Annotated in this window: 12 protein-coding genes; 11 read left to right on the plus strand and 1 reads right to left on the minus strand. The window is 70.2% G+C overall.

The window, feature by feature from the left end:
* Positions 1–71 precede the first annotated feature (71 nt).
* On the minus strand, positions 72–524 hold the full coding sequence (locus IPF36_RS01400) for an Rrf2 family transcriptional regulator (protein WP_133097737.1): 453 nt from the start codon (positions 522–524) through the stop codon (positions 72–74).
* Positions 525–730: 206 nt separating this feature from the next.
* On the opposite strand from IPF36_RS01400, the gene gspG reads away from it, so the two are divergent.
* The 11 genes from gspG to gspF all read left to right on the plus strand — a co-directional run bounded on the left by gspG (position 731) and on the right by gspF (position 12,268).
* A complete protein-coding gene (gspG, locus tag IPF36_RS01405) occupies positions 731–1,198 on the plus strand; it encodes a type II secretion system major pseudopilin GspG (RefSeq protein WP_135706088.1) in 468 nt (155 codons plus the stop codon).
* A 27-nt stretch (positions 1,199–1,225) separates the two neighbouring features.
* Positions 1,226–1,723: a GspH/FimT family pseudopilin gene (locus IPF36_RS01410; protein ID WP_133097739.1), complete on the plus strand. Its 498-nt coding sequence runs from the start codon at positions 1,226–1,228 to the stop codon at positions 1,721–1,723.
* Entirely contained in the window at positions 1,720–2,124 is a 405-nt protein-coding gene (gspI, locus tag IPF36_RS01415; protein ID WP_133097740.1) for a type II secretion system minor pseudopilin GspI, read from the plus strand. Before IPF36_RS01410 ends, gspI begins: the two co-directional genes overlap by 4 nt.
* Positions 2,102–2,809, plus strand: a complete 708-nt coding sequence (locus IPF36_RS01420; RefSeq protein ID WP_133097741.1) for a type II secretion system protein J — start codon at positions 2,102–2,104, stop codon at positions 2,807–2,809. Before gspI ends, IPF36_RS01420 begins: the two co-directional genes overlap by 23 nt.
* Entirely contained in the window at positions 2,806–3,837 is a 1,032-nt protein-coding gene (gene gspK / locus IPF36_RS01425) for a type II secretion system minor pseudopilin GspK (protein WP_133097742.1), read from the plus strand. Before IPF36_RS01420 ends, gspK begins: the two co-directional genes overlap by 4 nt.
* 209 nt (positions 3,838–4,046) lie before the next feature.
* Positions 4,047–5,525 carry a type II secretion system protein GspL gene (gene gspL, locus IPF36_RS01430; protein ID WP_195427145.1) on the plus strand — a complete coding sequence of 493 codons (1,479 nt, stop codon included), beginning with the start codon at positions 4,047–4,049 and terminating at the stop codon, positions 5,523–5,525.
* A gap of 19 nt (positions 5,526–5,544) precedes the next feature.
* Positions 5,545–6,153 (plus strand): type II secretion system protein M, encoded by a 609-nt coding sequence (locus tag IPF36_RS01435; protein WP_133097744.1) that lies wholly within the window; start codon positions 5,545–5,547, stop codon positions 6,151–6,153.
* Positions 6,153–7,007, plus strand: coding sequence for a type II secretion system protein N (gene gspN, locus IPF36_RS01440; protein ID WP_133097745.1), 855 nt, complete (start codon positions 6,153–6,155; stop codon positions 7,005–7,007). Before IPF36_RS01435 ends, gspN begins: the two co-directional genes overlap by 1 nt.
* Before the next feature lie 34 nt (positions 7,008–7,041).
* The gene (gene gspD, locus IPF36_RS01445; RefSeq protein WP_135706325.1) at positions 7,042–9,483 is read left to right on the plus strand and encodes a type II secretion system secretin GspD; all 2,442 of its coding nucleotides are present in this window, start codon (positions 7,042–7,044) and stop codon (positions 9,481–9,483) included.
* An 8-nt stretch (positions 9,484–9,491) separates the two neighbouring features.
* Positions 9,492–11,033 (plus strand): type II secretion system ATPase GspE, encoded by a 1,542-nt coding sequence (gspE, locus tag IPF36_RS01450; RefSeq protein WP_195427147.1) that lies wholly within the window; start codon positions 9,492–9,494, stop codon positions 11,031–11,033.
* A 17-nt stretch (positions 11,034–11,050) separates the two neighbouring features.
* Positions 11,051–12,268, plus strand: a complete 1,218-nt coding sequence (gene gspF, locus IPF36_RS01455; RefSeq protein WP_133097747.1) for a type II secretion system inner membrane protein GspF — start codon at positions 11,051–11,053, stop codon at positions 12,266–12,268.
* Positions 12,269–12,301 lie beyond the last annotated feature (33 nt).

A 12,301-nucleotide genomic window follows, 5' to 3' on the forward strand; every position in this document is an offset into this window, starting at 1 on the left:
TGCATGTTATATGCATGTTTTATCGCACAATAAAACCGGCGCTCGTCGGCGCCTGCGCGGACTACGTCCACTCAGGCCGAACGCCGGTTCAGGAAATCGCGATGCAGCTGGATGATCGACTCGGCGGTCTTGCTGCCGGTGACGTCGGCCAGCGTGACCTCGTCCAGCGCGCGGTAGAACGCCTGCTCGGCCACGTCCAGCGCGCGCTTCAGGCGGCAGTTGCCGTTCAGCGCACAGGGCGGGTTGTCGCAGTCGATGATGGCCTTGTGGCCTTCCAGCTCGCGCAGGATCGTGCCGATAGTCAGCTGTTCGGCACCAGGCCCAAGCTGCAGCCCGCCGTGGCGGCCGCGCGTGGCGGTGATCCAGCCCAGCTTCGACAACCGCGCCGCCACCTTGACCAGGTGGTTGTGCGAGATATCGAACTGCTGCCCCACTTCCGCAATGGTGATGGGCCGGCTGCCGTCGCCACGGGCGACGTACATCAGCAGGCGCAGTGCATAGTCGGAAAAGCGGGTCAGTTGCATCGTGGCGACATCTTAAAAAATATGCATCCAGGATGCAAGTTAAATCCGGCCTGGCGCACCAGCTGTGCTTTGCCTCACACATTGCAGCGGCGCCGACGCCACCCCCATAAAACAGTCATGTGGCGCCGGTTATACTGACTGGCGAAACCGGCCCGCCGCCAGCCCGGCCGTGGGCTCAGCCATTCCAGCAACGAGGTTCACAGACGATGCGCATTTTCACTACCGCCAGCCCCGCCCGTTCCCGGCCCGCACGCGCCCGCCGCGCGCGCGGCTTCACCCTGATCGAAATCATGGTGGTGATCGTGATCCTTGGCGTGCTGGCGGCGCTGGTAGTGCCCAAGATCATGAGCCGTCCGGACGAAGCGCGCATCGTCGCGGCACGCCAGGACATCTCGTCGATCATGCAGGCGCTCAAGCTGTACCGGCTCGATAACAGCCGCTACCCGACCACCGAGCAAGGCCTGGCCGCGCTGGTGACCAAGCCCGCCACCGAGCCGGTGCCGAACAACTGGAAGGGGGGCGGCTACCTGGAGAAGCTGCCCAAGGATCCCTGGGGCCATCCGTACCAGTACCTGAACCCGGGCGTGCGCGGCGAGATCGACGTGTTCAGCTTCGGCGCCGACGGCCAGGCCGGCGGCAACGGCAACGACGCCGATATCGGCAACTGGGAATAAATCCCGGCGCGCCCGCATCCCCTGACCATGACCACGGCGCCGCGCCACAGCGCGCCCTTGCGGCGCCGGGGCTTTACCCTGCTCGAGCTGCTGGTGGTCATGGTGATCGCCGGCATCGTGATTTCGCTGGTGGCGATCAACGCCTCGCCCAACGAGCGCGGCCGCGTGCTGGATGACGGCCAGCGCATCGCGCGGCTGTTCGAGCTGGCGCAGGAAGAGGCACAGCTCGGCGCCCGCCCGATCGCCTGGGAAGGCGACGCCGGCGGCTGGCGCTTCCTGGAAGCGACCCCGTACGGCTGGATCCCCATGCGTACCGACGTGTTCGCGCCGGGCCGCTGGCGGCTGGCGCTGGACCAGGTAGTGGTTGCCGAAGGCGGCCGGCCCACCGGCACCGGCGGCCCGCTGCGGCTGGTATTCGGGCGCGAGCTGATCGATATGCCGCAGCGGCTGGTGCTGGTGCGCGGCGATATCCGCGTGGACGTTGCCGGCGACGGCAGCGGCCGTTACTTCGCCAGCACGCCATGACCCGCATCCCCTTGCATGGCCGCCGCCGCGCCGGCTTCACGCTGATCGAGGTGCTGGTCGCGCTGACCATCCTGGCGGTCGCGCTCACCGCGGCCATGCGCGCCATGGGCTCGATGCTCGATGCCGGCGCGGCGCTGCAGACCCGCATGCTGGCCGAATGGAGCGCCGAGAACCACCTGGCCGCGCTGCGCCTTTCAAAGACCTGGCCCGAGCCCGGCGTCAGCGGTTATGCCTGCCCGCAAGGCGGCACCCCGCTGTACTGCGAGCAGTCGGTGTCGGGCACGCCCAATCCGGTTTTCCGCCGCGTCGAGATCGCGGTCTACCCGTCCGCCACCGACAAGTCAGTGCGGCTGGCGTGGCTGGTCACCATCGTTCCCAATGAAGCCCGCAACGTGCTCTGAGCGTCAACGCCCAGGCCGGCGCACCCGCGGCTTCACGCTGCTGGAGATGCTGGTCGCGATCACGCTGCTGGCGGTGATGGCGGTGATCGGCTGGCGCGCGCTCGACAGCCTGACGCGCAGCCGCGAGCGCCTGACCGACCACGATGCGCGCCTGGATGCGTTGAAGATTCTCTACGGGCAGTTCCAGGCCGACTGCGAGCACCTGGCCAGCCCCGCGCTGCTGCAGGGCAGCCCGGTCGAGGTCGGCCAGGACCGGCTGCTGCTGGTGCGCGACCGCCGCGACGAGGGGCAGCCGCCGGCGTGGCAGGTGCTGTCGTACCAGATCGACGGCAATACGCTGGTGCGGGTGGCCGCGCCGCCGGTGGCGGACCGGGCCGGGCTACAGTCGGCGCTGCTGTCGCTGCGCCAGGGCGGCAACAATGCGGCGCAGGTGCGGCGCGTGCTGCCCGACGTCGCCGGCATGAGCGTGCGCGCCTGGGTGGAGCCTGCCGGCTGGCAGGCCGATACCGGGCGCATCCGCAACGTGCTGTTCTCCGGCAATGCCGCCAGTGCTGTGGCCGCCTCGGACGTCGGCACGGCGCTGCCCAACACCGCGGTGCGCGCGGTCGAACTGACCGTGTTCGCGCGCATGGGCGACGGCGATGCGCCGCGGCAGTTCCAGAAGATCTGCATGACCGGGCTATGAGGCGCGCCCCCGTCCGCTCCCGCCCGGCCTTCGCTAGGCGCCGCGCCCGCGGCGCCGCCGTGGTCACCGCGCTGCTGATAGTGACGCTGGCCGTGGTGGTGGTGTCCGGCATGCTGTGGCGCCAGCAGGTGCAGATCCGTGCGATCGAGAACCAGCGGCTGCTGGCGCAGGCGACCTGGATCGAGCGCGCCGCGGTCGACTGGGCGCGGCTGATCCTGCGTGACGACCAGCGCCGCACCAACGTCGACCAGCTCGGCGAGCCCTGGGCGGTGCCGATCGCCGAAACCCGGCTGTCGGATTTCCTTGGGGCCTCGCTGCGCACCGACGTGGCCGGCGAGACCTCGTTCCTGTCCGGCCGCATTCTCGATGCGCAGGCGCGCTTCAATCTCGCCAACCTGGTGATCTGGACCGCCACCGCCGGCGGCCAGGGGCGCGCCGCTTCGGTCGATCCCGCTGCCCAGGCCGCCTACCGCCGTTTGCTGCAGACCGTGGGCCTGAACCCGCAACTGGCCGAGTCTACCGCGCGCGCCATGCTGCAGGCGGCGCAAGGCGGCAGCGACGGCGGCCGCGCGGCGCCGCGCCCGCTCGACAGCGTGCAGGGGCTGCTGTCCCTGCCCGGCTATACGCCGGAAATGATCGCCGTGCTGGAGCCATTCGTCACCGTGCTGCCCGAGCGCACCCTGGTCAACGCCAATACCGCCGAGGCCGAGGTGCTGGCCGCCGTGATCGACAAGCTGCCGCTGGAACGCGCCCGCGAACTGGTACGCCAGCGCGACCGCGCCTACTTCAACAACGTCGGCAACGTGCAGACCCAGCTGGCCGCGGTCGCGCCCCAGGCCGACAGCGCCAGCCTGGCCAATATGATCGACGTACGCTCGCACTATTTCCTGGTCTACGGACTGGTTCGCCACGAACGCGCCAGCCGGCTGCAGGTCTCGCTGATCTACCGCGGCGAGCCGCTGGGTGCCACCAATACGACACGGGTGGTCTGGATACAGGACGCCGACCGGCTGCCGGACCTGCGCTGAATGTCTGATACAAGGCGTACCGAGCATCCACGGTCGGCGCGGCTTGCAGGCATTGGCAACCGGGGAGGAACGGTATTGACGCGGTTTAGTCACACAGGCAAGGTATGCTGCGACGCTGGCGCGAGCGAGGCGCCACGCGGCAATGCGCCTTCCCGGGTTTTTCCCCCACGTCCCGCCATTGGCGCCACTGACGCCACGTTAAGGAAAAATTGAGCACCACCCTCTATGTCCGCCTGCCGCACCGGCCGCACGATCAGCCGCAACCCTGGCAGTTCGGCGCCCTGCCGTTCGCGCTGGTGCGCACCGGCACCGACGCCGCACGGCGCGCGGCCGGCAGCACGGCCTTTGAAGTGTTGCGTGAAGGCCACACCCGCATCGCCGACCTGCCCGCCGCCGAACGCCTGGTGCTGATCCTGGCGGCCAGCGACGTACTGCTGACCACCGCTAGCGTGCCGCCGCTGCCGCCGGCGCGTTTGAAGCAGGCGCTGCCCAACCTGATCGAAGACGCGCTCGCCACCGACGCCCAGCCCTGCCATATCGGCGTGGGGCCCTCGCTCGACGGCAGCGCCGCAATTCGCGGCCCACGCCGGCGGCTGCTGATGGTGGCCGACCGCGCCTGGCTGCGGGCCGTGCTCGACGCCTTTGCCGAACACCGCCATCGCCGCCGCCATGTGTTGCCGGCGCAGTTGTGCGTGCCGCTGGCAGCGGCGGAGGTTGCCGCCGCCGAGGCGCCCGGTGCCGAGCCCACACTGCGGCCGGCGGAGAACACCGCACCGGACGAGCCGGCCACGCTGGTGGTCGAGGCAGCCGCCAGCGCTCTGGCTGACGGCGGCGAACTGCTCGACAGCGCCACCCTCGGCGGCGCCGAGCCCGGCCCTGCACTGGCCAGCCGGTGGCAGCTGACGGTGCGCACCGGCGCACACGCCGGCTACGGCCTGCTGCTGGGCGACGACGCCCTCGCGGCCTGGCAGGCGCTGGCGCCCGAAGGCAACTGGTACGCCGACGCCGATGCCGCCGCCGCGGCGCCGGTTCCCGCATTGCGCGGCGCCGCCCGCGCCGGCTGGCCGCTGTGGATCGAGGGCGCGCAGGCGTGCCTGCGCGATCCGGCACTGGACCTGGCGCAGTTCGAGTTCGCGCAAGGCCGCGCCGACCGCTGGAACCTGGCTGCATGGCGGGTGCCGCTGGCGCTGCTGGCCGGCATCGTCCTGGTGCAGGTGCTGGGCATGAACATCCACTGGCTGCTGCTGCGCAACGAGCAGCAGCGCGTGGAAGCCGCGCAGCAGCAGACCTTGCGCAGCGCCTTCCCGCAGACCCAGGCCATCCTGGACGCGCCGCTGCAGATGCGGCGCCAGGTCGAGCAGCTGCGCATCGCCAGCGGCCGCAGCACGCCGGAAGACTTCCTGCCGCTGGCCGACCGCTTTGCCCAGGCCGCGCACCGGCTGCCGCCGGATGCGCTGCAGGCGCTGGAATACCGCGGCCGCATGCTGGTGGTGACGCTCAAGCCGGGCACGGACATTGCCGGCCTGCGCAATGCCGCGCGCCAGGCCGGCCTGCAGATGGAAGAGGACAAGACCGGTGGCGCGGCAGGCGGCGCAGGTAGCGCACCAGGCAGTGCGGCGGGCGGCGCGACGGGCGGCGCCACGCCGGTGACGCCGGGCTCGCGCTGGACCGTCAGGCCGGGCCTGTGAGCGCGGCAGCACGATACGCATGGATGCCATGAAAGACTCCGCCCGAAACCACACGTCCCGCCCCGCCCGGTCCGCAAGCACTACCGCCCTGCGCGCGCGCCTGGCGCGGCTGCGTCCGCGCGTGCCGCAAGCCTGGCAGGATCGCTTCAACGCGTTCTGGGCGGCGCGCAACCCGCGCGAGCAGGCCATCCTGGCCGGCGGCGCCGCGGTGATGGTGCTGGTGATCGGCTACACGCTGCTGTGGGAGCCGGCCGCCGAAGGCCGCCAGCGCCTGGCGCGCAACCTGCCGCAGATGCGCGCCGACCTGGCCGAAATGGAAACGCTGGCGCAGGAAGCGCGCGGCCTCAAGGCCACGCCGGCACCGGCGCTGCGCGGCGACGCGCTGACGCAGGCGCTGCAGGACAGCCTGGGCCAGCATGGCCTGAAGGCGGCCCGGCTTGCCGCCGGCGCCGACAACAATGTCCAGGTGCAGCTCGACAAGGTGCCCTTCGGCGCGTTCAGCAGCTGGCTGCAGGACGTGCGCCAGCAGCAGCGCATGAAAGTGATCGACGCCCGCATCGTCTATGTCGGCGCCACGGCGCTGGTCAATGTCAGCGCGACCCTGCAGGGTCCGGGCGGCCGCAGCTGATGGTACGGCTGGAAACGCTGCGGCTGCCGCGCCGCAAGCTGCGCCAGCCGGGTGCATGGCGGGGCCTGCGCTGGCTCGCGCTGGGACTGGCCAGCGCCGCGGCAACGGTGGTGGCGATGTTGCCGGCCACGTGGATCGCCGAGCGCGTGGCCACGCAGACGCAGGGACGGGTGCTGCTGGCCGATGCCAGCGGCTCGCTGTGGCGCGGCAGCGCCACGCTGGCGCTGTCGGCCGGCGCCGGCAGCCAGACCGCCACGGTGCTGCCGGGCAGGCTGCAGTGGACGCTGGCCTTCTGGCCGCTGCTGGCCGGCACCGCGCGCGCGGTGGTGACGCACACCGAAGCCATGGCCGCGCCGGTGACGATCACCGCGACGCCGGGCGGCTGGACCGTGCAGTCCGGCGCGATGCGGCTGCCGGCATCGCTGCTGGAAGGCATCGGCGCGCCGTTCAATACGCTGCGCCCGGATGGCCTGATGCGCGCGGACTGGTCGACGCTGCAAGGCAGCTTTTCCGGCCAGAAAGGTGGCGGAAATAACGCCGGAAATGGCAGCGGAAATGGCAATGGCATGCGCGGCCATGTCACGCTGCGCATCGAGCAGGTGTCGTCCGCGGTCAGCCGGCTGCGCCCGCTGGGCAGCTACCGCGCCGAGATCGACTGGAGCGGCGCCGGCGGCGGCAAGCTGCAACTGAGTACTATCGCCGGGCCGCTGTACCTGGAGGGCAGCGGCACGCTTGGCCGGCAGGCGCGCTTCGAGGGCACCGCGCATGCCGAGCCCGATGCGGAAACGCAACTGACCAGCTTGCTGAGCCTGCTGGGACGACGAGACAACAACGTGACAAGGCTGCGCTTCTGATGCCAGGCAGCGCCAGGAGCGTACGGAAATGACTATGACAACCCATGCCACCCGACCTGTTTTCCAGACCGCCTGCGCCCGCGCCGTGGCCCTGCTGTGCGGGCTCTCGCTGCTGGTGCCCGCGCCGCTGTGGGCCCAGCCCGGTGCGCCGGGCGCACGCACCCAGGGCACGCCGCCGGCGCCGCCCGATGTCACGCCGGCCAACCGCGATCAGGTGGTGCTCAACTTCGTCAATGCCGACCTGGACTCGGTGATCAAGGCGGTCGGGCAGGCCACCGGCAAGAACTTCGTGATCGACCCGCGCGTGAAGGGCACGGTGAACCTGGTCACCGAGCAGCCGGTGTCGCGCGCGCAGGCGTTGCAGACCCTGGGCTCGGTGCTGCGCATGCAGGGCTATGCGATGGTCGAGAGCAACGGCTTCACCAAGGTCGTGCCCGAAGCGGACGCCAAGCTGCAGGGCTCGCCCACGGTGATCGGCGCGGCGCCGAGCCGCGGCGACCAGGTGGTGACGCAGGTGTTCCGGCTCAACTACGAGTCGGCCAACAACCTGGTGCCGGTGCTGCGGCCGATGATCGCGCCCAACAACACCATCACCGCCTATCCGGCCAACAACACGCTGGTCATCACCGACTACGCCGACAACCTGCGCCGGCTGGCGCGCATCATCGCCGCGATCGACGCGCCCGCTTCGGGCGAGGTCGAACTGGTACCGCTGCGCCATGCGCTGGCCAGCGACACCGCGCAGGTGCTGCAGAAGCTGCTCGACCCCGGCGCCGCGGGTGCGGCCGGCGGTGGCGGCGCGCCAGGCGTCGACGCCACGCTGCGCACCTCCGTGGTGGCCGAGCCGCGCAGCAACGCGCTGATGATCCGCGCCTCCAGCCGCGCGCGGCTGCAGCAGGCGCGCCAGCTGATCGAGAAGCTCGACCAGCCCTACGCCCGCCCCGGCAATATCTGGGTGGTGCCGCTGCGCAATGCCGATGCGGTCAAGCTGGCCGCCACGCTGCGCGCCATCGTCGCGGCCGACAGCAGCTTTGCCTCCGCGACCCAGCCCGGTGGCGCCGGTGCTGCGGGCGGCATCGCCGGCGGGGGCGGCCTGACCAATGTCTCGACGCCGGCCGGCGGCCAGTTCACCGGCGGCACCACCGGCACGCAGACCGGCATGCGCGGCGGCACGTCGGGCACGGGCGGCGGCGCTTATGGCAACTCGGCCTTTGCCGCGTCGTTTGGCACCAGTACGCAACCGACCACCGGCGGCATCATCCAGGCCGATCCGTCGACCAACTCGCTGATCATCACCGCCAGCGAGCCGGTCTACCGCAACCTGCGCGGGGTGATCGACGACCTCGACGCGCGCCGCGCGCAGGTCTACATCGAGTCAATGATCGTTGAGGTCACTGCGACGCAGGCGAGCGAGCTCGGCATCCAGTGGCAGGGCCTGATCAGTTCCTCGAGCGGCAACAACAACGTCTTTGCCGGCACCAACTTCGGTACCGGCGGGCAGAACATCCTGAACCTGACCCTGGCCGGTGCGCTGTTCGACAGCAACCGCACCGCCGGCATCGCCGCGGCGCAGCAGCTGGTGCCGGACGTGGGCGGCCTGAACCTGGGCATCGTCAACAAGGCGATGGGGCTGGGCGCGCTGCTGCGCGCGCTCGGCACCAATGGCAGCGTCAACCTGCTGTCCACGCCGAACCTGATCACGCTGGAGAACGAGGAAGCCAAGATCCTGATCGGCCAGAACATCCCGATCACCACCGGCTCGTATGCGCAGACCGGCGGCGCGGCCTCGGTGACGCCGTTCCAGACTTTCGACCGCAAGGACGTGGGCATCACGCTGCGCGTGAAGCCGCAGATCACCGACGGCGGGCTGGTCAAGATGCAGATCTTCCAGGAGTCGTCGTCGGTGGTGGCTGGCACGCTGACGCAGGTGCAGGGCCCGACCACCAATGTGCGCTCGATCGAAACCAATGTGCTGGTCGACGACGGCCAGATCATCGTGCTCGGCGGCCTGATCGAGGATTCGTATGGCGACGGCGTGCAGAAGGTGCCGCTGCTGGGCGACATCCCGCTGATCGGCGGGCTGTTCCGCTACGAGAACAAGAACCGCTCCAAGACCAACCTGCTGGTGTTCCTGCGCCCGTATGTGATGCGCACGACGGGCGCAGCCGACCGCCTGACCGCGGACCGCTACGACTACATGCGCGCGCAGCAGCAGGGCTTTGTATCGCCTAACATCATGGTGCGCGACACCAACACGCCGCTGCTGCCGCCGGCCGACGCGCCGACCACGCCGTTCGTCGATCCGCGCGCAAACGGCCCGGTGCCGGCGCCGCTGCCTCTGCCGCAGACACTGCCGCAGAATCCGCAGCAGCCCGGCGTGCCGGCACAGCCGCAAGCGGTGCCGCCGCCCGCGGCCTTGCAGCAGCCGCTGAGCCAGCGCGGCGAAGCCGCCACGCCGGGCGCTGTCCAGAACTGAGGCCTGCCATGGCGAGCGAAGTCCAGACCCCTCCCCTCGATACGCTCGAACCGCCCTCGCCGATGGCGGCGCGGCTGGTTCCGTACGGCTTTGCGCGCGAAGCGCCGCTGCTGATCGCGCACCAGCGCCCCGACGGACTGGAGGTATGGGTCAGCCGCGCCACCTCCCCGACCGCCCTGGCGGAAATCGCCCGGGTGCACGGCGCGCTGCGGCTGCGCGTGCTGGAGCCCGAGGCGCTCGAGCGCGCCATGTCCGATGCCTATAACCGCCAGGACGGCAGCGCCGCGCAGGTGGTGGGCGAAGTCGAGGGCGAGGTCGACCTGTCGCGCCTGATGCAGGACATTCCCGCCGTGGAAGACCTGCTCGAGTCCGAGGACGACGCGCCGATCATCCGCATGATCAACGCGCTGCTGACGCAGGCGGCGCGCGAAGGCGCATCGGATATCCACATCGAGCCGTTCGAGTCGTCGTCGGTGGTGCGCTTCCGCGTGGACGGCACGCTGCGCGACGTGGTGCGGCCGAAGAAGGCGCTGCACGGCGCGCTGATCTCGCGCATCAAGATCATGGCGCAGCTCGATATCGCCGAGAAGCGCCTGCCGCAGGACGGCCGCATCACGTTGCGCGTGGGCGGGCGGCCGGTGGACGTGCGCGTGTCGACGCTGCCCACCGGCCACGGCGAGCGCGCGGTGCTGCGCCTGCTCGACAAGGAAGCGGGCCGGCTCGACCTGGCCAGGCTGGGCATGGCGCCCGACACGCTGCGCGGCTTCGACCACCTGATCCGGCAGCCGCACGGCATCGTGCTGGTGACCGGGCCGACCGGCTCGGGCAAGACCACCACGCTGTATGCCGCGCTGTCGCGGCTGGATGCGCGCACCACCAACATCATGACGGTGGAAGACCCGGTCGAGTACGACCTCGACGGCATCGGCCAGACCCAGGTCAATGCGCGTATCGACATGACCTTCGGCAAGGCCCTGCGCGCGATCCTGCGCCAGGACCCGGACGTGGTGATGATCGGCGAGATCCGCGACCTGGAGACCGCGCAGATCGCGGTGCAGGCCTCGCTGACCGGCCACCTGGTTCTGGCGACGCTGCACACCAACGACTCGGCCTCGGCGGTGACGCGGCTGGTCGACATGGGGATCGAGCCGTTCCTGCTCTCGTCGTCGCTGCTGGGCGTGCTGGCGCAGCGGCTGGTACGGCGCCTGTGCCCGCACTGCAAGCGCGAGGAAGTGATCGAGCTGCCCGAGGGAGTAGCCGCTGCCGATGCCGAAGCGCTGCAGGCGCAGGGCAAGCCGCTGCAGCATGTGTGGCATCCGGTCGGCTGCGACAAGTGCGGACAGTCGGGTTACCAGGGGCGCATGGGCGTCTACGAGCTGCTGACCGTCGGCGACGAGATCCGCACCATGATCCACCGGCAGGCGCCGGAATCGGAGATCAAGCAGGTAGCGCTGGCGCATGGCATGCACACCATGCGCAGCGACGCGCAGCGCTGGATCGACAGCGGCGCGACCTCGCTTGAGGAAGTGTTGCGCGTGACGCGCGACTGAGGCGGAGCAGACACCGGATGCCAGCCTTCCGCTACGAAGCCGCCGACGCCGCCGGCAAGACCGACCGCGGCGTCATCGAGGCCGACAGCCCGCGCCAGGCGCGCTCGCAACTGCGCGCGCGCGGGCTGACGCCGCTGACCGTCGATGCGCTGGCCGGTGCCGGGCTGGCCCCGCGCAGCGGCAGCCAGCTGTTCGCGCGCAAGCTGTCGACGCAGGAGCAGGCGTTGTTCACGCGCCAGCTCGCCAGCCTGATCGTGGCCGGCCTGCCGCTGGACGAAGCGCTCGGCGCGCTGGCCGACCAGGCCGAACGGCCGTATGTGCACGAACTGCTGGCCGGCATCCGCGCCGAGGTGATGGGCGGCAGCTCGCTGTCGGTGGCGCTGGCGCAGCATCCGCGCGACTTTCCGGATATCTACCGCGCGCTGGTTTCGGCTGGCGAGCATTCGGGCCATCTCGGGCTGGTGCTGGAACGGCTGGCGGGATATATCGAGTCGCGCAATACGCTGACGTCGAAGATCCGGCTCGCGTTCACCTATCCGGCTATCGTCACGGTGGTCGCATTCGCGATCGTGATCTTCCTGCTGTCATACGTGGTGCCGCAGGTGGTGAGCGTGTTTGCGAACACCAAGCAGAAGCTGCCGACGCTCACCATCATCATGCTGTGGCTGTCGGATTTCGTGCGCAACTGGTGGTGGGCCGCGCTGGCGTTCATCGCCGTGGTTGCGCTGGCGATCCGCAGCCTGCTGAAGCAGCCGGCGGTGCGGCTGGAATGGCACCGGTGGCTGCTGACCGCGCCCCTGTTCGGCAAGCTGATCCGCGGCTATAACACCGCACGCTTTGCCGGCACGCTGGCGATCCTGGTGTCGGCGGGCGTGCCGATCCTGCGCAGCCTGCAGGCGGCCGGCGAGACACTGACCAACGAGGCGCTGCGTGCCAATGTGGAGGATGCCAATACGCGCGTGCGTGAAGGGGCGTCGCTGGCGCGCGCGCTGGCGGCGCAGAACCAGTTTCCGCCGGTGCTGGTGCATTTGATCCGGTCAGGCGAGGCGACCGGCAATCTGCCGGTAATGCTGGACCGCGCTGCGCAGGGCGAGGCGCAGGAACTGGAACGGCGCACGCTGTTCCTGACCAGCCTGCTGGAGCCGCTGCTGATCCTGACGATGGGGGTGGTGGTGCTGTTGATCGTGCTGGCGGTGTTGATGCCGATTATCGAGATCAATCAGCTGGTGCGGTAAGTGGGATATGGCAGTGGCGTCTGTTTGCCTGAC

The sequence above is a fragment of the Cupriavidus sp. IK-TO18 genome, assembly GCF_015549295.1.
Classification (GTDB): Bacteria; Pseudomonadota; Gammaproteobacteria; order Burkholderiales; family Burkholderiaceae; genus Cupriavidus; species Cupriavidus oxalaticus_A.

Excerpts from the sequence above, each read along its gene's own strand:
- IPF36_RS01400 (WP_133097737.1), bottom strand. The coding sequence starts at position 524 with ATGCAACTGACCCGCTTTTCCGACTATGCACTGCGCCTGCTGATGTAC.
- gspG (WP_135706088.1), top strand. The coding sequence starts at position 731 with ATGCGCATTTTCACTACCGCCAGCCCCGCCCGTTCCCGGCCCGCACGC.
- IPF36_RS01410 (WP_133097739.1), top strand. The coding sequence starts at position 1,226 with ATGACCACGGCGCCGCGCCACAGCGCGCCCTTGCGGCGCCGGGGCTTT.
- gspI (WP_133097740.1), top strand. The coding sequence starts at position 1,720 with ATGACCCGCATCCCCTTGCATGGCCGCCGCCGCGCCGGCTTCACGCTG.
- IPF36_RS01420 (WP_133097741.1), top strand. The coding sequence starts at position 2,102 with ATGAAGCCCGCAACGTGCTCTGAGCGTCAACGCCCAGGCCGGCGCACC.
- gspK (WP_133097742.1), top strand. The coding sequence starts at position 2,806 with ATGAGGCGCGCCCCCGTCCGCTCCCGCCCGGCCTTCGCTAGGCGCCGC.
- IPF36_RS01435 (WP_133097744.1), top strand. The coding sequence starts at position 5,545 with ATGGATGCCATGAAAGACTCCGCCCGAAACCACACGTCCCGCCCCGCC.
- gspN (WP_133097745.1), top strand. The coding sequence starts at position 6,153 with ATGGTACGGCTGGAAACGCTGCGGCTGCCGCGCCGCAAGCTGCGCCAG.
- gspD (WP_135706325.1), top strand. The coding sequence starts at position 7,042 with ATGACAACCCATGCCACCCGACCTGTTTTCCAGACCGCCTGCGCCCGC.
- gspE (WP_195427147.1), top strand. The coding sequence starts at position 9,492 with ATGGCGAGCGAAGTCCAGACCCCTCCCCTCGATACGCTCGAACCGCCC.
- gspF (WP_133097747.1), top strand. The coding sequence starts at position 11,051 with ATGCCAGCCTTCCGCTACGAAGCCGCCGACGCCGCCGGCAAGACCGAC.